General features: G+C 68.5%; 16 protein-coding genes and 1 tRNA gene. 9 read left to right on the top strand and 8 right to left on the bottom strand.

What is annotated here, in order from left to right:
* Positions 1-9 precede the first annotated feature (9 nt).
* Genes hprK through ptsP form a run of 3 tightly spaced genes read left to right on the top strand, consistent with a single transcriptional unit; the run spans position 10 to position 3020 of the window.
* Positions 10-942 carry an HPr(Ser) kinase/phosphatase gene (hprK, locus tag GXY35_01120; GenBank protein ID NLW93200.1) on the top strand — a complete coding sequence of 311 codons (933 nt, stop codon included), beginning with the start codon at positions 10-12 and terminating at the stop codon, positions 940-942.
* A gap of 25 nt (positions 943-967) precedes the next feature.
* Positions 968-1234, top strand: a complete 267-nt coding sequence (locus GXY35_01115; GenBank protein NLW93199.1) for an HPr family phosphocarrier protein — start codon at positions 968-970, stop codon at positions 1232-1234.
* 22 nt (positions 1235-1256) lie between these two features.
* Positions 1257-3020, top strand: a complete 1764-nt coding sequence (ptsP, locus tag GXY35_01110; protein ID NLW93198.1) for a phosphoenolpyruvate--protein phosphotransferase — start codon at positions 1257-1259, stop codon at positions 3018-3020.
* 76 nt (positions 3021-3096) lie between these two features.
* Here ptsP and GXY35_01105 read toward each other — a convergent pair whose 3' ends face one another.
* Entirely contained in the window at positions 3097-3705 is a 609-nt protein-coding gene (locus GXY35_01105) for a hypothetical protein (GenBank protein NLW93197.1), read from the bottom strand.
* A gap of 584 nt (positions 3706-4289) precedes the next feature.
* Here GXY35_01105 and GXY35_01100 point away from each other — a divergent pair.
* The 5 genes from GXY35_01100 (at position 4290) to GXY35_01080 (ending at position 10051) form a co-directional block, all read left to right on the top strand.
* Complete coding sequence (locus GXY35_01100; GenBank protein NLW93196.1) at positions 4290-5156, top strand: hypothetical protein; 867 nt, start codon at positions 4290-4292, stop codon at positions 5154-5156.
* A 4-nt stretch (positions 5157-5160) separates the two neighbouring features.
* Positions 5161-6486 (top strand): hypothetical protein, encoded by a 1326-nt coding sequence (locus GXY35_01095; protein NLW93195.1) that lies wholly within the window; start codon positions 5161-5163, stop codon positions 6484-6486.
* A 142-nt stretch (positions 6487-6628) separates the two neighbouring features.
* Positions 6629-7696: a metal-dependent hydrolase gene (locus tag GXY35_01090; GenBank protein ID NLW93194.1), complete on the top strand. Its 1068-nt coding sequence runs from the start codon at positions 6629-6631 to the stop codon at positions 7694-7696.
* Between the two features lie 208 nt (positions 7697-7904).
* Positions 7905-8873 carry a hypothetical protein gene (locus GXY35_01085; protein ID NLW93193.1) on the top strand — a complete coding sequence of 323 codons (969 nt, stop codon included), beginning with the start codon at positions 7905-7907 and terminating at the stop codon, positions 8871-8873.
* Positions 8870-10051 (top strand): radical SAM protein, encoded by a 1182-nt coding sequence (locus GXY35_01080; protein ID NLW93192.1) that lies wholly within the window; start codon positions 8870-8872, stop codon positions 10049-10051. Before GXY35_01085 ends, GXY35_01080 begins: the two co-directional genes overlap by 4 nt.
* Here the strand turns inward: GXY35_01080 and GXY35_01075 are convergent.
* The 3 genes from GXY35_01075 to GXY35_01065 form a co-directional block, all read right to left on the bottom strand.
* On the bottom strand, positions 9933-11897 hold the full coding sequence (locus GXY35_01075; protein NLW93191.1) for a PAS domain S-box protein: 1965 nt from the start codon (positions 11895-11897) through the stop codon (positions 9933-9935). The two genes, GXY35_01080 and GXY35_01075, sit on opposite strands and share 119 nt — an antisense overlap.
* Positions 11898-11937: 40 nt before the next feature.
* On the bottom strand, positions 11938-13401 hold the full coding sequence (locus tag GXY35_01070) for a radical SAM protein (protein NLW93190.1): 1464 nt from the start codon (positions 13399-13401) through the stop codon (positions 11938-11940).
* 57 nt (positions 13402-13458) lie between these two features.
* Positions 13459-13532, bottom strand: a tRNA-Gly gene (locus tag GXY35_01065).
* A gap of 155 nt (positions 13533-13687) precedes the next feature.
* On the opposite strand from GXY35_01065, the gene GXY35_01060 reads away from it, so the two are divergent.
* A complete protein-coding gene (locus GXY35_01060; GenBank protein NLW93189.1) occupies positions 13688-14899 on the top strand; it encodes a tetratricopeptide repeat protein in 1212 nt (403 codons plus the stop codon).
* 19 nt (positions 14900-14918) lie between these two features.
* On the opposite strand, the gene GXY35_01055 is transcribed toward GXY35_01060, so the two are convergent.
* From GXY35_01055 to GXY35_01040, 4 genes are all read right to left on the bottom strand, one after another.
* The gene (locus GXY35_01055) at positions 14919-15941 is read right to left on the bottom strand and encodes an ATP-grasp domain-containing protein (protein NLW93188.1); all 1023 of its coding nucleotides are present in this window, start codon (positions 15939-15941) and stop codon (positions 14919-14921) included.
* A 127-nt stretch (positions 15942-16068) separates the two neighbouring features.
* The gene (locus GXY35_01050; GenBank protein NLW93187.1) at positions 16069-16293 is read right to left on the bottom strand and encodes a hypothetical protein; all 225 of its coding nucleotides are present in this window, start codon (positions 16291-16293) and stop codon (positions 16069-16071) included.
* A gap of 48 nt (positions 16294-16341) precedes the next feature.
* Positions 16342-17949 (bottom strand): hypothetical protein, encoded by a 1608-nt coding sequence (locus tag GXY35_01045; protein ID NLW93186.1) that lies wholly within the window; start codon positions 17947-17949, stop codon positions 16342-16344.
* An 82-nt stretch (positions 17950-18031) separates the two neighbouring features.
* Positions 18032-18736, bottom strand: coding sequence for a polyprenol monophosphomannose synthase (locus GXY35_01040; GenBank protein NLW93185.1), 705 nt, complete (start codon positions 18734-18736; stop codon positions 18032-18034).
* Positions 18737-18763: the final 27 nt, after the last annotated feature.

The raw sequence follows: 18763 nt of genomic DNA, 5'->3' as shown, positions 1-18763 counted from the left end.
AGGAGCGCGATGCGCGGCATCAAGGTCGAGGAGTTCTACCACAGCACCCGCGACACCCTGAAGCTCCGCCTCGTCGCCGGGGAGAAGGGGCTCAAGCGCCGCATCATGGTCCCCGAGCTGAACCGCCCCGGCCTCGCGCTCGCCGGCTACTTCGACTACTTCGCCAACCGCCGCCCGCAGGTCCTCGGGATGGTCGAGATCAACTACCTCAACAGCATGGAACCCGGCCTGCGCCGCAAGAGGATACGCGAGCTGCTCCGCCGGCGCGTCCCCTGCGTCATCATCGGACGCAACTATCTCCCGCCGATCGAGCTCCCCGAGGAGGCGTGCCGCGAGCGGGTCCCGCTCTTCCGGAGCCCGATGGTCACGATGGCGCTCATCAACCAGGCGACCATCTTCCTCGAGGACCAGTTCTCACCCTCCACGACCATCGTGGGCGACCTGCTCGAGGTCTACGGGGTGGGGATCCTCATCTGCGGCAGGAGCGGCGTGGGGAAGAGCGAGTGCGCCCTCGGCCTCATCAAGCGAGGCCACCGTCTGATCGCCGACGACGTCGTGAAGATCCAGCTCCGCGACGGCACGCGGCTGTTCGGGGCCGGCGCCGAGATCGTGAAGCACCATATGGAGATCCGAGGGCTCGGGATCATCAACGTACAGGACCTGTACGGGGCGACCTGCATCAAGGACGCGCAGGAGGTCGAGCTGGTGGTGACCCTGGAGGAGTGGGAGAGCGGAAAGGAGTACGAGCGCCTCGGGCTGGAGGACAAGGAGATCGAGATACTCGGGCAGCGGCTTCCGCACCTGATCATCCCGGTGCGGCCCGGCAGGGATATTGTGCTGCTGCTCGAGGCGGCGGCGCTCAACCAGCGCCTGAAGAAAATGGGCAGGCACGCCGCCCGCGCGCTTGACCGGGGGCTCATCGAGGTCATGAAGAAGGAGTAGCGGAGAGACTGCCATGGCGGAACCGATCGTGCGCAGGGAGCTCACCATCACCAACGCGCTCGGCCTCCACGCGAGACCGGCGGCGATGTTCGTGCAGCTGGCCAGCAAGTTCGCCTCGGAGATCAGCGTGGAGCGGGGGGGCGAGCGGGTCAACGGCAAGAGCATCATGGGCATCATGATGCTCGCGGCCGGGAAGGGTCTCAAGATCACCGTCACGGCGGAGGGACATGACGCCGAGAACGCGGTGAACGCCCTCGAGGAGCTGGTGAACAACAGGTTCGGCGAGGACTGAGATGCCCCCCCACGCGGCGCGGATGCAGGAGCGGGTCTTTCGCGGGATCGGCGCCTCCCCCGGCGTCGCCATCGGCAAGGCGTTCATCTTCGACTCCGAGGAGGTCGTCGCCATCAAGCGGCGCATCGACGCCGCGCAGGTCCCCCTCGAGATCGCCCGCTTCGAGGACGCCCTCATCCGCACCCGCCAGGAGATCCTCCAGATCCAGGACAAGGTCTCCGAGCGCCTCGGCGCCGCGCACGCCAAGATCTTCAACGCCCACATCCTCGTCATCGAGGACCGCTCCTTCATCGAGGACGTGATCAAGACGATCGAGCGCGATCGGTTCAACATCGAGTACGTCTTCCAGCAGGTCTCCCGGAAGTACGAGGAGATCTTCTCCCAGATCGAGGACGACTACCTCAAGGAGCGCGCGAGCGACATCCGCGACGTGACCCGGCGGGTGCTCCACAACCTCATGGGCCGCAAGCGCGAGGACGTGGGCCGGCTCACGGAGGAGGTCATCATCGTCGCCTACGACCTCTCCCCCTCCGACACCGCCCTGATGCACCAGGAGAAGGTGATCAGCTTCGCCACCGACATCGGCGCCCTGACCTCGCACACCGCCATCCTCGCCCGATCGCTGAAGGCGCCGGCGGTGGTCGGGCTCCGCGACATCAGCCGCAAGGTCAAGGCCGGCGAAACCCTCATCGTGGACGGGACCGGGGGCGTGGTCATCGCCTCCCCCTCCCGCGCCACGCTGCGGGAGTACACCCACGTCAGGACGAGGCTGCGGGTCATCGAGGAGCGCCTCGTCAGTCTGAAGGACCTCCCCGCCGAGACGCTCGACGGCTACCGGGTCTCCCTCGCCGCCAACATCGAGCTGCCGGAGGACGTCCCCGCGGCGTTCGCGCAGGGCGCGGACGGCATCGGGCTCTACCGCACCGAGTTCTTCTACATGAACCGCCGCGACATCCCCGGCGAGGAGGAGCAGTTCGAGGCGTACCGGTCGGTCGCGGAGCAGGCGTATCCGCACTCGGTCATCATCAGGACCCTCGATCTCGGCGGCGACAAGTTCCTCTCCGACCTCCAGGTGCCTCGGGAGATGAACCCGTTCCTCGGCTGGCGCGCGATCCGCTTCTGCCTCGAGCGGACCGACCTGTTCAAGATGCAGCTCCGCGCCATCCTGCGCGCCTCGGCGCGGGGCAACGTGAAGGTGATGTTCCCGATGATCTCGGGGGTCGACGAGCTGGTGCGCGCGCGGGGGATCCTGGACGAGTGCGCGGGCGAGCTCCGGAAGGGCGGGAAGGAATTCGACAAGAAGATCGAGGTCGGTGCGATGATCGAGACCCCCGCCGCCGCCCTCACCGCCGACATCCTCGCCACGCACGTGGACTTCTTCAGCATAGGGACGAACGATCTGATCCAGTACTCACTCGCCGTCGACCGGGTCAACGAGAAGATCGCCTACCTCTACGAGCCGCGCCACCCGGCGATCCTCCGGCTCATCCACCAGGTGATCACGGCCGGGCACCGGGAGAACATCTGGGTGGGGATGTGCGGGGAGATGGCGGGGGAGCCGTCGCTCGCCCTGATCCTGCTCGGGATGGGGCTCGACGAGTTCAGCGTGAGCGCGGTCTCCATCCCGGAGATCAAGAAGATCATCCGCTCGGTGCAGCTCGCGGACGCGCGGACGCTCGCCGAGGAGGTGCTCACCTACACGAGCATCGAGGAGACCCGCGCGCGCTGCAAGCGCCTGCTCCTCAAGGTCGCGCCGGAACTCGTGGTGTTGAAGGGGGAGCGGTAGCCGCGCAGGGCTCCTGCCGGGCTTCGCCCGGACCCGGCGGGCCCACGGCGTTTGACGGGCCGGGCGCGGCGCGGCGTCACCGCCCCGCAGGTATCCTCGTCTCCGCGTCGAACCAGAGCTTCATCTGCGTGCCCGCGGGGATGGTGATCTCCTTCTCCTCCGTGATGAACTGCACCCCGCTCGCGATGTTCTGGATCAGGTAGACCGTGCCGAGGACGGGGATAAAGCTCTTGGCCACCTCCTTCGCGGCCATCGTGCCCGCCATCTTGCCGCCCTTCATCGCGAGGTCGTTGACGTCGAGGTGCGCGGAGGCCTCGATCGGGACCGCCCCTTCGCGGAGGAGTATCGCCTCGATCTTGAACTTGATGCCGGCCTTGAGCAGCCCCGCCGTGGGGCTCTTGACCTCGGTCACCGTGCCGAGGAGGCGGGTCCCTGCGGGGACGATTGTGCGCCCGCCCGCATCAATCGGCGCGAGGAGGCGGGCGTGGACGCGCTCCCCCACCCGCGTCGTCCGCGAATCGAGGGTGTCGTCGAGCTGAATCTGTATCTGGTATCCTTTCGGCACCAGGGCGACCATCGCCTGCCGCTCCTGCCGCGGCCCCGCACCACGCGCCTCCTGCTGTCCCGCCGCGCACGCCGCCTGCGCGCATACCGCCGCCGCCAGGAACGCCACTCCCCTCTTCATCGCGTCTTCCTCCCGATCGCCCCAGGCCCCCGCCGCACCGCGCGGACGCGCACCCGCGCGCCGGGGGACATTGTACCACAGGATCCGATCCCTCCCCTCCCCCGCGAGGGGAGACGAAAGACGCCGGAGGCGCACGAGAGACGGACGGACGGGCCCGGAGGGCGCTCCCGCGGATCCGACGTCCCCGCGGTTCCGCCCCGGATAATTCCCCGGATAATTCCGGGACATTCCCCAGTTTGTAGACGTAGGAAGTCATACCGTGTCGGGTAGACGCTGGTTCACAATTTCAAGAAGTGGAATCCGTCATTTCTGCATCAAAGCGCGTGCGGTTACACAAGACCGAAACAACGCTGCGTTTCAAGAGTCTTCGAGACGCAGGTTGGGTGGAACGTTCATTGCGTGCCAGGCGATTCTCAAGACTGGGGATAGTGTAGCCCCGGTTTCTCAGATCCATATAAACGTTTCACCCCGCATCTACAAACCAGGGAACGTCAAGGGATAATTCCTATTGCATTTCGGTTCCGGATAACGGAAAATCAATTAGGACACGTATCCTCCCGCGTCCAACCACCGGGACAGACGCCATGACAGGGCCCGACGCGCACGCTTCGGGAGGCCGCACGCCCAGCACGCCGGTTCGCGACTTCCCCCCGGAAACCCTCTGCCCGAGCTGCGGGAAGTTCGTCGGGGCGTACACCCGCTGCCCCTACTGCGGCTGCGAGCACAAGCTCCGGATGAGCATCCGGTTCTTCCGCTTCTTCGCCCTCGCCGTCTCGATCGGGGGACTCTTCCTCATCTGGCTCGCCGCGCGCGGCATCAAGGCCCCGCTCGTCAAGGTGGGGGACCTCGGGCCGATGAACTCGTTCGCCTACGTCAGGATCGAGGGGGAGAACGTGCGGACGAGCGCCTACGACGACGGCGGCATCGGTTTCGTGCTGGACGACGGCACGGGGACGATCCGGGTCACGGCGTACGCCGACACCGGGAAGGCCCTCACCGAGCTGGGGCGCGTCCCCGGGCCGGGCGACCGAGTCTCGGTCGAGGGGACGGTCCAGATAACCGAGGACCGGGCGCGGCTGCTCGTCAATGTTCCCGAGAAGGTGCGGGTCGCCCGTCTCGCGGCCGCGGCCGCCGCCACGCCGGCGGCGGCGATGGAAATCGGCGACGTTACCCATGCCGCCAAGGGGCGGGAGATCACGATCGTCGGCAAGGTCACCACGCGCTCGAGGATCCCCAACGGACTGAAGTTCCAGCTCACCGACCCGACCGGCTCCATCGACGTGGTCCTCTGGGAATCGACTCGCGACCGCGTCACCGCCCTTGGCCTTCAGATCGAGGAGGGGAGATTCCTCAAGGTGCGGGGGCACGTGGGGGAATACCGCGGCGCGCTCCAGGTGGTCCCGAAATCGACCGGGCGCATCGAGGAGACCGCGGTCACCCCCAACCGGTAAGCCGATGAATACCTGGCTCGTGATCCTGTACACGGTCCTGGGGACGGTCGCCTCCTCACTCCTCTCCCTGCTGCCCGCCCTCCACATCTACAACGTCGCCGGGGTCATCATCATCCTGACGATGGGCGCGGGGACGAGCACCCTCATCCCGATGCCGTACGTCCCGATCTTCATGATGTCGATGGTCGTCGGCTGGGCGATCCTGAACACCATCCCCGCCCTCTTCCTCGGCGCCCCCGACGAGAGCGCCATCTTCGTCGTGCTCCCGGGACAGAAGTACATGATGCAGGGCCGCGGCTACGAGGCGGCGGCCCTCACCGGCTTGGGCGCGCTCGCGGGGATCGTCGGGATGCTCCTCGCCACCCCCCTCTTCTTCCGCGCGCTCCCCACGCTCAACCGGATCACCCGTCCGCACACCTTCTGGATCATGGGGCTCATCATCGCCTACATGCTGATGAGCGAGTGGCCCAAGGGGAGCGGCAGGCAGAAAACCGGCTGGGGGCGTTTCATCGACGGCTGGAAGAACCTCGGGGCGGGGCTTCTGACCTTCCTCCTCTCCGGCATCCTCGGCGTCATCATCCTGAACAAGCCGCTCGTGCCGATCCGGTATGCGTTCCAGAACATCATGCCGGTCTTCGTCGGCCTCTTCGCCGTCCCATGGGTGATCGGCAACATCTTCTCCAAGACCGAGATCCCCCCGCAGCACATCTGCCAAAGCGCCGACATCGCCCCGAACCTCTGGGCGCGCGGCGGATTCGGGGGCTTCCTGGGCGGCCTGATCGCCGCCTTCCTCCCCGTCGTCACCGGCGGGATCGGCGGCTTCATCGCGGGGCACGTCACGGCCCAGCGGGACGACCGGCTGTTCATCATCTCGCAGGGCGCCTCGAAGTCGGTCTACTACATCGGCGGCTTCCTGATGGCGTTCATCCCGAGCCTGCACCGCACGCGGGGCGGGATGGCCTGGATGCTCCGGCCGTTCTACACCCCGCACACGTACGAGGAGTATTGGCGGATCCTGGGCACCATCATGCTCTCGGGCGGCATCTCCTTCTTCCTGCTCCTGGCCTATTCGAGGCTCATGATCGCCCTCATCAACAAGGTCAACTATCGCGCCCTCTCGGTGACGATGTTCTTCCTCCTCATCGCGGTCACCTGGGCGCTCACGGGGCCGATGGGTCTGGCACTGATGACGGTGGCGACCGCCATCGGCCTCATCCCGGTCTACTTCCACTCCCGGAGGATGAACTGCATGGGGGTGCTCCTCCTCCCCCTCACGCTGAACATGGGCGGGCTGGGACCGGCGGTGGCGCGGCTGATGGGACTGGTGTGACATCCGGTTCCGCCGCGGGGGATGCCGCGCGACGGCGGTCGCTCCGCGGATGCGCCCGGAGCGCCGGATCGATTTCGCCGCGGATCCTCGCGGACGGAGCCTCGGCGTTTCCGGTTCACGGCGGCAATGGGGTCGTGAGCGGATGAAGGGGATCACGCATTTCATGACCGGCGTCGCCGCATCGTCCTTCTTCGGGGGGGCGGTGCAGATGGCCGGGTACCAGAAGTCGTGGATCATGCTCCTGGGCGGGATCTTCGGGATCATGGCCGACACCCTCGACTTCAAGTTCTACAGCTTCTTCTCCCGCGACGACCACCAGATCGATCCCGATCCGCTCGAGCCCGACGCCGCCGCGATCGCCGCCGACATCGGCCGGGCGATCGAGCAGGCGTGGGACGAGAACCGGATGGTGAAGGTCAAGTGCCACACCGTCCGCCTCGGGGCCGACCTCTGGCGCCAGTACGTGCTCGGTTTCGACGCGGCGAAAAGCGAGGTGGTCGTCGTGATCAACCCGATCGTCACCACCTCCCAGATCCCGTTCCTCGGCACGGAGCCGGCGGAACACCGGGTCGGGCGCTACCGCCTGCGCGTCCCGCTCACCGAGACGCACGGCCGTCCGACGGTCGTGGACATCATGAGCGGCCCCCAGCTCGGCTTCCGGAAGACCGGCGACTCGGTGCTCGTGGAGTTCATCCCGTTCCACCGGACCTGGACGCACAGCTTCTTCATCGGCTTCGTCGCGGCGTGCGCCGCGGCCCTGCTCGCCTCGCTGGCGGCGGGCTGGCATATCGGCTGGTACTACGGCCTCGTCGCCCTCGCCGCCTACTGGGCCCACCTCGTCTGCGATCTCACCGGGTATATGGGCGCCTCCTTCTTCTGGCCGTTCTGGAAAAAGCGGACCGCGGGCCTCCGCTGGTGGAAGGCCAACAACCCCGACAGCAACCTCATCTTCAACTACGCCTGCCTCGTCGTGACGATCTTCAACCTCAACCGTTTCACCTGGGCGGACCCTGTGCGAAGGGTCGGCCATTTCATCGAGGCCTCGCCGCTGAAATACTTCACCCTCACGCTCGTCATCCCGGTCGCCGCCTACCTTCTGCTCGGCCTGCTCTTCGGGCGCAGGCAACCGGGCGAGAAGGAGTCGGAGGCGCTCGCGCAGCAGGCGATGCGGGACGAGGGGGGAGGCGAACTGGACAGCGAGTTCGCGTAAGCGGCGGGCGACGGCCGCCGCGGGAGGCGTCGGGGAACGGGTCCCTTTCTGCCTCGGCCCCGCCGCCGTCGCGCCCCGATGCCGCGGCGCAGGGTGCGTCACACCGATCCCCGCCGCGCCCGATTTTGACTTGGATGCGCCTCTTTTTCGTGCTAGATTACAGCGTGGCGGCGTACAGGCGCTTCGGGTTCGGGAGGGGGATTCGGCGATGAGGCGGTCCGTTGCCCTGCGTGCGGCGGTGTTCCTGGCGTACGCCGCGTGCGTCCGCGCCCAGGAGGACCCCTCGGCCGCCTTCGAGGACGCCAAGGCCCTGATGGTCGGCGCCCTCCAGGCCAGGATCGCAGCCGAGAGATCAACGCTCGAGGCCCGCCAGAAGTACGAGCAGGCGCGCACCACCCTGAAGGGCATCAAGCTCCTCCACCCCGACTGGAATCCCGCCGATGTCTCCGAGGCCGCCAAGGAGTGCGAGAAGGCCCTCTCCGCGCTCACCGGCTCCCCCGCGCGTGACCGCCAGACCGCCAAGGCGGCGGAGGAGAAACCCAAGGCGGCCGCACAGTACGTCGGCCACAAGAAGACGAAGAAGTACCACCGGCTGGACTGTCGCTATGCGGTGAAGCTCTCCGAGGAGTCCAGGGTCCCGCTCGCCTCCGTCGAGGAGGCGGAGGCCGGCGGTTTTGTCGGCTGCAAGACGTGCAAGCCCGATGCAGACGAGCTGGCCGCGCTTCGCGCGGCGACGGTCTCGCGAACCGGAGGGGAAAAACGTTCCACCGGTCCGTTCTTCGGCATCCCCGCGAGCATGAAGGCGCATCGCGCGGACTGCCGCTGGACGAAGGACACCGCGGAGAAGAACAAGGTCTATTTCCAGACCTACGCCGAGGCCGGGACCCTCGGGTACGCCCCCTGCAAACTCTGCAGGCCAAACGAGACTTCCGGGGCAGTCCAGGCGCCGGGCGAGCGTATGACCGCCCCGGTGACCGCATCGGCGCCCCCGGCCGCCGCGCCGGCGCCGCAAAAGCGGACGGATGGAAACTACTGCGCGGGCGATAGGGGCAAGACCTTCCACCGCTCCGACTGCCCCTGGGCCAAGGGGATCGATCCGGCCTCCCTGGTAACCTACAAGACGCGTGAAGAGGCGATCGCCGCCCGCAAGAAGCCCTGCCGGATCTGCAACCCTTGAACGCCGCGCGAAAGCCCCGGCGCGGCCGGATCCCCTCCGGCGTCCCCGCGGCGCCCGCCCGCGACAAGGAGAACGAGGTGCGCCGGAACTTCGTCTTCGGTCCGGTCCCCTCCCGCCGGCTCGGCATCTCGCTCGGCGTGGACGTCATCCCCCCCAAGACCTGCACGCTCGACTGCATCTACTGCGAGGCCGGGCGGACGCGGCGACTGACGAAAAGGCGGCGCGCCTACGTCCCCGCCGCCGAGGTCGTCAGGCAGGTCGGCGCGGCGTTGCGGAAGGGCGGCAGGGTGGACTGGATCACCTTCTCCGGCTGCGGGGAACCGACGCTGCATTCGGGGCTCGGCGGGATGATCCGCGCGGTGAAGCGGATGACCCGCATCCCCGTGGCGGTGCTCACCAGCGGCACCCTCCTCTCCGACCCGCGCGTCCGGCGCGCCCTGCGCGACGCCGACCTGGTCGTCCCCAGCCTCGACGCCGGCTCCGCCCGCGTCTTCAGACAAATCAACCGGCCCCACCCCTCTCTTCGCCTCTCCCGCGTGGCGGAGGGGATCGCCCGTTTCAGGCGGCGTTTCCCGGGCCGTCTCTGGCTCGAGGTGGTCCTCCTGAAGGGGGTGAACGATTCGCCGCGGGAACTGGCGAGGATCGCCGCCCTGGCCGCGCGGATACGGCCCGAGCGAGTCCAGCTCAACACCGCCGTCCGCCCGCCCGCCCGCGTGAACGCGAAGCCGCTCGACGCCGGGGGGTTGCGCGCCGCGCGCCTCGTCCTTGCCAAGGCGCTCGGGGATATCCCCGTGGAGATCGTCGCCGGTTTCCGCGGGGCCGGCGGGGCGCGGCGTCGGGGGGGGATCAGGCGGGCGATCCTCGCGTATCTGGCGCGGCGGCCGGCCACGATGCGCGATCTAGCGAAGGGGCTCGGGGTGCGGGTCGAGGAGCTGCCCGGGCCCCTCGCGCGGCTCGCCGCGGCCGGAGCGGTCGAGGAGACATCGTTCGACGGGAGGCGCTACTACCGGGCGGCGCCCGCCCGCTCGGGCGCGCCGTCTCCCCGGCCCGCCCCCCCCCTCAGCGCCGCGAGGCCCGGACAGGCAGGGCGACGTGCACCGTCATCCCCTTCCCTCGCCCGCCCGACTCGGCCCAGATCCTCCCGCCGTGGAGCTGCGCGATCTTCCGGCAGAGGGTGAGCCCGATGCCGGTCCCCGCCTCGCTCGGGTAGCGCTGGAAGTGCCGGTCGAAGATCCTCTCGAGGTATCCCGACTCGATCCCGCGCCCCTCGTCCGCGACGGAGACCACGACCTCCCGGCCCGAATGCCGCGCGAGGATCCGTATGGAACCCGCCTGCGAGCAGTTGACCGCGTTCTCCAGCAGGTTCCGGAACAGGTGGTAGAGGCGGTCGCGGTCCCCCGAGAGCCGCAGCCCCGGCGCGTAGGGCTCGACGACGAGGGCGAGGCCCTTCCGGGCCGCCACGGCGCTGAACTCGGCCGCGAGGTTTGCGAGGAGGGACCCGAGGTCCACCGCGGCGCGGGAAAGAACGACGACGCCCGAATCGAAGGCCGAGAAATCGATGAGCGAGTCGACGTTCTTCCGTATGCGCGCCACCCCGCTCTCGATCATCGAGATCCCCAGCCGCTCCTCGTCGTTCAGCGGCTCCGGGCGGCACCGCTTCACGAGGTCCAGCCCCATCCTGATCTTGGCGGCGGGGGCCTTGAGTTCGTGCGAGGCGTCGCGGAGTATTTCCTCCTTCAGCACCTCGAGCCGCTTCTGTGCGCGCAGGTCGGTGAAGACCGCGTACGAGCCCCGGAAGCGCCCGCCCTTGTCCACCGCGGGGACCGCGGAGACGAGGACCGGCACCATCTCCCCGCTCCGGGCGCGGATCCGCACCTCGTAGCGTGTCGCCTCTCCCCGCCTTCGCCGCCGCTGCTCGCGCCGGTAGATCCGCATCCCCCCGGCGTCCAGGAAACTCTCCTCGGTCCGTCCGATCAGTTCGCCCGAAGCGTAGCCGAACATCCGGTAAAAGCACCGGTTGGCGTACCGGATGACCCTGCGCTCGTCGGAGTGGCACACCCCCTCGTTCATCCGCTCCACGAGATCCCGGTACTTCTCCTCCGAGCCCTTCAGGGCCGCGTGCGCGCGCTCGACGGCGGTGACGTCCGTGTACTGCTCGATCCTGCCGCCGGCGAGCGCCCCGCGCCTGATCGGGATGCAGCGGTACTGGAGCACCCGCGGCTGCCGGCCGGCGCCGGGGAGCACCTCGCAGCGGAACGTTTGAACGCGCCCGCCCCCGCCGCGGCCCTGCGCCACGCAGCGCCTGAACTGCGCCGGGTTCGCCACGACGCCGCGGAGGCCGCGGCGCACGAATCGCCGATAGTCGCCGCCGAGCACCCGCTCGCGGCCCACGCCGAAGAACCGCTCCATGGCGCGATTCATCCAGATCACGCGGCATTCCGGATTCAGGATGAAGATCCCTGCGTCGAGCGAGTCGATCCCGCACTCGAGGACGCTGCGCAGCCGCTCCTCGATCCTCCTTCGCTCGATCGCCCCGCCGAGGATCCCGGCGGCGGCCTGGAGGATCCCCAGCTCGCTCTTCGACCAGCGGCGCGGCGCCATGCAGTCGTCGAAGCCGAGGAAGCCGTGCCACTCCGACTCGACCCGGACCGGCACGAGGGCGAGGGAGAGGATCTTCTGCGCGCCCAAAATCGCCCGGATGGAGGGGGGCATACGGCACACGAGGCCGTGGTACGGCCCCCGGCGCATCCGGTCCGCGAGGAACCTGATGCGGGAGAGCGGAAGGTGCAGCATCCGGGGGTTGTCGATCTGCCTGGAGATCCCGGGCGCGACCCATTCAAGGCGCTGGCTGGTAAAAAGCCCCCCGCGCGGACCGCGGCCGTTTTCGAAGTAGTAGACCCGGCTCACGCCCGCCGCCTCGCCGAGGCGGCGGATGAGGCCGTGGCAGGCGCGGTCGAGGTTCCTGTCGCGGAACAGGGGGGCCGCGGAGTCCGAGATGGCCTTGAGCAGTCTGTCGGTCTTCATCCGTTCAACAACACCCCGCCCGGAGACGGGCGCGTGGCCGTCAGTGCGGCAGCGCCGCCGCGTCGTCGTCGTAGACCGCGAAGGCGGGCGCCGGCGCGGAGATCTTTTCCTGGCTGAACCGCATCTCGAGCAGCGCCCGCGCCTTCCGCTTGAACTCGCTCCATGACCTGACCTTCAGCGTCGAGCGCAGCAGGAAGCCGGGACGCGCGTGGTAGCGCAGGTACGCCTTCCGGGCGAGCCGGTCGATCTCCTCGTTCGTGAGGGAGGTCCACGGGCGCGGCAGGACCCGTTCCTCGGCGAGGCCGAGGATGTACTCGCGCCAGTAATCGTACCCGGTCTCCTCCACGAGCCGTTTCCAGAGCGGCGTGAGCGGCTTGGCGAGCATCTTGGAGAACTGCACGTAGTCGAGGTTGAGGCGCTTCGCGAAGCGGAGCGTCTGCCGGATCGTCTCCCGCGTCTCACCCGGCGCCCCGATCAGGAAGAAGCCGAGCGGCCGTATCCCCATCTCGCGCGTCATCCTGACCGTATCCTCGATCTGCGCGAGCGTGATCCCCTTGTGGATCCGGTCCAGTATCTCCTGCGAGCCGGATTCGAGCCCGTAGTAGATTCGGCGGCACCCGGCATCCCGCATCTCGCGCAGGAGCGTCTCGTCCACCGAGTCGACGCGGGCGCGGCACGCCCACTCGAGGTCGAACCGCTTCTCCTTCAGCCGCCCGCAGATCTCGAGCGCCCGCGAGCGGAGGCAGGGGAACTCGTAGTCGAAGATGTCGATCTCCCTGACCCCGTGCCGGAGGTAGCACTCCTCCATCTCCTCGACCACCGTGGCGGGGGTCCGCGGGGCGTAGCGCGTCCCCCCCGCCTCGCAGAAGAGGCACCGCCGGGGACAGCCGAGCGACGTGACCATCACGGTGAAGTTCCTCCGCTCGGTCAGGAACTCGGCGTACCGGTCGTTGGGGAGGAGGTGACGCGCGGGGGCGGGGAACAGGTCGAAGTCGATCGGAAGATCGTGCGGGGTGACGATCAGGCGGCCGTTCTCCTTGTAGACGAGGCCGGGGACGTCCCCGAAGCGCCTCCCCCCCGAAAGCTCGGAGAGGAGCGCGGGGATGGTATGGTAGGCGTGCTCGACCACGCCGAAGTCAATCTCCTCCGGGGCGACCGACTCGCGCGGGTAGACGCGGAGGTTGTAGCCGCCGACGACCACGGGGACCTTGAGGCCCGCCTTGAGGAAGCGTATCCACTCGAGCGTCTCCCTGAACATGTACGTCGTCATCATGAAGCCGATGATGTCCGGGGAAAACTCCTTCAGGCGGGCGAGGACCTCCTCCTTCGAGAGGCGGAGCGTGCGGGCGTCGACGATGACGACCTCGTGCCCGGCCTTCTCGGCGATGCTCGCGACCCAGGCGAGACTCAGCGGGGGGAAGAGGCCGAAGAACCGCTGGACGACCCTGAGGTTCTCCTCGTGCAGCTTGTAGGAAAACGGGTTGAAGACGAGCCCGAGGCGCATCGAGGCACCGGTCCTTCGCCGTGTGCAGCGGCTTGCAGGCGCGGGGATCGTGGTCGGTGGAGCGGGCGATGGGAATCGAACCCACGTGACCAGCTTGGAAGGCTGGGGCTCTACCATTGAGCTACGCCCGCCCGGGCCGCCTGCGTTCCCACCCGCCGAGAGGATACACGATGATACACGAACGGACCTTTCCGGTTCAATCGGAAAGGGCGGCCCGCCGCGCCGCGAAAAACGGGATCCGTGCGGATCCCCGTGCGGTATACTACCCGAGGGGGGCGCGCCGCCGATGAAGAGATTCGCGGTCTTCATTTTCGTTACGCTCTGCGCGCACGGCGGCGCCGGCGCGGATACCGTGCTCGTCGCCGATTTCCGCGCGGAACGCGACACCCTCTCCCTCGGCCTCCCCTATCTCGTCGCCCGCGTCCTCAACAACGTTTCCGGCTGCCAGGCCATCCTCCCGGACGCCCCCCCCCAGGATGTCGTCGCGCGTCTCTACGATACGGAGGGGATGCCGGAGTTCAACGAAGCGGCGCGCCTTCGAGTCGAGGCCGGGGCCGACCGGATCCTGCTCGGGCGCGCCGCGCCCTCCGGCGCCCCGGGCGCCTCGACGGTCTTCTTCTACCTCGCGGGAGCGGACGGTTCCCGCCCGGAGGCGTTCGGCGCGGACATCGCGGAGGACGGCTGCATCCCGGCGCTCGCCGAGTGGGCCGCCGGCAAGATCGCCCCCGCCCCCGCCCGCACCCCCCCGCCGATGCCGCCGGCCCTGCTCCCCGTATTCTCGCGGGGGTTGAGACTGCTCCGTGCGGCGGATCCGGAACGCGCCGCGCGCGCGCTGCCCGCCGACGCCCATCCCCGGAACGCGGACGTCCGCTTCCTGCTCGGCCGCGCCGCGGCGCTCCGCCGGAAGCCGTACGCGGCCCTCCAGCTCTTCACCGAGGCGACGAACCTCGACCCGTCCTTCGCCTCCCCCGCCTACCGGGAGGGGCTGCTCTGGGCGTCGCTCGACCGCCCCTCGCTCGCAGAGGCGGCGTTCGACAGGGCCGCGCGGATCCAGCCGTCGTTCTTCGAGGCGCTCCTCGAATCGGGGATCCTGAAGACCGCGCGGGGGGATTTCGCCGCCGCGGAGGGGACGCTCCGCCGCGCGCTCGCGATGCGGCCGATAAGCGCCGAGGCGCGCTACCGCCTCGCCGACTGTCTCGCGCGGGCGGGGAGGGAGAACCAGGCGCGCGCCCTGCTTGCGGATCTCGTGGAAGCGCGGCGGGATCTCGGGCCGGCCCGCCTCCTCCTGGCCCGGCTGCTCTTCCAGGCGGGGGACTACGCCGCCGCGGAGGCGCAGGCGCGGGCTGCGGCGCGGCTCATGCCGAACGACCCCGACGCGCGCACCCTGCTCGCCGACGCCCTGTCGCGCCAGGGCGGCTACAACCGGCACGCGGAGGCGGCGGTGCAGCTGCAGAGGGCGATCTGGCTGAGGGAGAGGGGCGCGGGAGCGGCGCCTTGAGGCGCGCGGCGCGCGCCGGTCACAGCTTGGCTCTGTACCTGTCGAGGGCGAGGCGGATGATCTTCTCGGCGAAGTCGGTGTAGGCGAGGCCGATCTGCTCCGCGGCGTTGGGGAGGTCCTCGTTCTCGGCGATGTTCGGGTTCGGATTCACCTCGATCACGTAGAGCGCCCCGTCGGGGGCGAGCATCAGATCCAGCCGCCCGTAGTCGCGCAGCCCGAGCGCTTGGTAGGCGGTCGTGCAGATCCCCTCGATGGTCGCGAGCGTCTCCTTTTTCAAATCCTTCGAGAATACCGACTGGATCCCCCACTTGTCCCGGTAGCCGGAGTCGAACTTCGCCTTGAACGAGTAGACCCGCAGCTTGTCGTTCGTGGACTTGCTGAAGTCGAGCTCGACCGGCGGGAGCACGACCGGCTTCTCGTTGCCGAGCACGCCGACGAACAGCTCCCGCCCCTCGATGTACTCCTCGACGAGCGCCCCGCACCCGATCTTCTCGTGCACGTAGGCGATCCGGCTCGCGAGCGCCTCGTCGTTCTTCACCACGGAGCTCTCGGCGATGCCGATGGAGGCGTCCTCGGTGAGCGGCTTGACGATGAGCGGGAAGCGGAGCTTCGAGGGCCGAATGTCGAACTGCCCGCGCGGGTAGACGGCGAAGTCGGCCGACCAGATGCCGTGGAAGGCGAGGAGCTTCTTGGTGAGCCCCTTGTTCTGCGCGAGCAACAGCGCCGAAGGGCCCGAGCCGGTGTAGGGCACGTTCAGCATGTCGAGGAGCGCGGGGACGCTGAACTCCATCGCGGAATCCCGGCGGAACGACTCGCACAGGTTGAAGACGATGTCGTGCGGGTGCTGCTCGAGCTCGGCGATGAGCCCCTTCACGTCGTCGTAGACCCCGTAGAGGCGCATCTCGTGGCCGAGCTTGCCGAGGTACTCGACGAGGTGGTGGCTGGCCTCGTCCCCCTCCCCGGACATGGCGATCTGGTACTCCTTCTCGTCGGACTGATCCGGGGTGCGGTCGTAGAGGACGGTTATCTTCAGCTTCTTCACGTATCTGCGCCCCTCTCCTCCGTGGTGTGTGTCGCGTTCCGCGAGCAGTATACCAGAGCGGGGCGCCGAAGGACAGGGATACAGGCGGGAAACTACCGATCGAACGGGTGTGCCCCCGCGCGCGGCATCAGAATATCTTCCCGAGCCCCTTCCCCGCCGCCTTGACCGGGAAGGTGACGACGTCGAGAATCTCGTCGAACGGGTTCCAGGCCCGGACGCGCACCTTCCCCTTCTCTCCGGGTTTCGGCGCGGGACCAACGGGCGCCGCCCCGCGCTCCGTCGTCACCCGCACGCACGAGGCGCCGGCGACAACGCAGGCGGCGGCGATGAGCGCGATCGCCCCTCTCTTCATCCCCTTCTCCTCCGCGCGCCGCCCCCGCGGGTCCGTGCGCGCAACGGCTCAGCCGGCGAGCGTGAAACGGGCCTCTTTGAGGTCCGGCCCGAGCCGGAGCGGATCGGCGCCGGGCGGGACGAGGATCGAGTAGATGCGGTAGTCGCCCGCGGGAAGGCCCGCCCCCATCGGCTGGATAAACGCGATCGCCCGCACCTCGCGTATGACGTGTACGCCGCGCGCGACCGCCGGCGGCCGCTGCCCCCCGGCGGGGTCGAATCTGACCCACCCGGCGGGGGGGACGAACGCGTAGAATCCCCCCCCGGGGATGCGGGCCGCGACGTAGGCGTCCGCCATCGCGGGTCCGTGCGCGGCGGGATGGAGGAAAAAGGCGGCGGTCAGCGTCTCGTTGCGGTACACCGTCCCGCCGGGCGGCGGGCTCAGCCAGAACTCGTGCTGCGGATACGCGGCGGGGACGGGGAGAGATTCCGCCCGATGGTAGCCGCCGGGGAGCATATCCTCGAGCGTGAGAATGTCGTCGGTGAAGCGCGGATCCTCGATCGCCTCCTTGTACGCCTGCGTGACGCTCGCGGGGACGGGGCTGTTGGGCTTGGCAGACTCCTTGTTCCACACCCTGAAGTCGCACCGGTAGCCGCCGCTCGTCGCGATATCGTTGTAGATCATCACGAGCCGGACGAACCCGAACTCCTCCGCGTTCGCGATGGCGTCGTAGCCGTGCCGTATCCAGTCCTCCTTCGGTATGTCGGAGTACGCCGTCGGCATCACCCCCCGCGCGCCGCCCCGGCGCCGCGTCTCCACGCTCCCGAACTCGAATATCCCCTGCGGCTTTCCGCGGGTCGCCTGCGCGAGCTCCGCGGGCGAGACGGCCGCCCCGGCGCGGGCACCGTACTCCCCCGCCATCATGTCGCGCAGTATCGGCAGATAGAGCCACTGCACCGTGACCGGGAAGCCGGGCCCCGCCGTCGGGTGATCCCCGTAGTTCAGGCCGCTCAGGCCGGTCATATCCACGTACCGGTCCCCGGGATACAGGTTCTTCCAGTCGCTGTAGCTGTCGTGCCCCTCGGCCGCGTTCTCGTAGTTGGGCGACCAGACCCAGACGACTCGCGCCCGCGCAGATCCGGCGTCGAGCTTCTTGAAGAACGTGTCGTGGACGTGCTGGAACATGCCGATATACTGCGCGGCGCTCCTGTTGTTCCATGGGTGCCCCGGCCAGGCGGGGGCGGATCGTATGTTGGCCTCGTGCGCCCAGCGGATGTAGACGGGGAGGGAGCGGTGGTCGTCCAGGAACTTTTTCACCACCCCGGCCATCTTCTCGATGTCCTCGTCATGCTCCCCGTCGATGAAGCTCTGGTTGGAGTAGCTCCTGTCCGGCTTTCCGTCGTCTCCCGACTGCCAGCAGATGACCGGCACCTTTTTCATCTTCCCGAGCGTATTGAGAAACTGCGCGAGGTTTGGGTAGCCCTCGAACGGGACGAAGTACATCACGTGCGTGTGCGTCTTCCCGGCCGCCTCGTCGAACCCTTGGAGGGCATCTTCGTACTGCTGGCTCGAAAGGTACACCCCGAGCATGATCCCCGGATCGGCCGCCCGCGCAGCCCCGCACGCCGCCATGAGCAGGGCGCCGCACCATGCCGTTGCGTTCGCCATTGTCTTCATCCGCCCCCCTTTCGCCGCATACCACTTCAATGTAGCATGCGGGCGGTACGCTGTCCAACCGCTCCGCGTGACGGGAGGGCGCTCAGCGGGAGGAGAAGCGCATCTTCCAGACGGTGAAGATCGCCTCGAGGAATATCCGCCTGCTCATCTTCGACTTCCCGCGCGTGCGATCCGCGAAGACGATCGGCATCTCGGCGATGCGGAAGCCCCTCTTCCATGCGCGGAACTTCATCTCGATCTGGAACGCGTACCCCTCTGAACGGATCGAATCGAGATTGATCGTTTCGAGCACCTCCCGGCGGTAGGCGTTGAAGCCGCCGGTGGCGTCGCGGAGCGGCATCCCGGTGACGAGGCGGGTGTAGATGCTCCCGCCCCGGCTCAGGATGAGGCGATGCGGGGGCCAGTTCACCACTCCGCCGCCTTTCATGTACCGCGTGCCCACGACGACGTCGTGCGTCGCGAACGCGGCCAGGAACCCCGGCAGGCGGCCCGGCTCGTGCGAAAAGTCGGCGTCCATCGTCACGATTCGGTCGTAGCCATGCTCCAGGGCGCGCCGGAATCCCGCTACGTACGCCGTCCCGAGGCCCATCTTGCCGGGGCGATGCAGCACGGTGACCTCCGGGTGCGCCGCGGCGAGCTCGTCGGCGAGGCGGCCGGTGCCGTCGGGGGAGTTGTCGTCGATGACGAGGATATCGAGGCCCGCGTTGAGCGCGAGGATCTCCCCGACGAGCGCGGCGAGGTTCTCTTGCTCGTTGTAGGTCCCGATGAGGACAATCGTTTTGTTCATGCCCGAGCGGCGCCGGGTGGGTACGGG

The organism is Chlamydiota bacterium (assembly GCA_012729785.1).
Lineage (GTDB): Bacteria > Auribacterota > Tritonobacteria > UBA1439 > UBA1439 > UBA1439.
The sequence above is the reverse complement of the archived record's forward strand: the minus strand, read 5'-3'. Positions and strand labels throughout refer to the sequence as shown.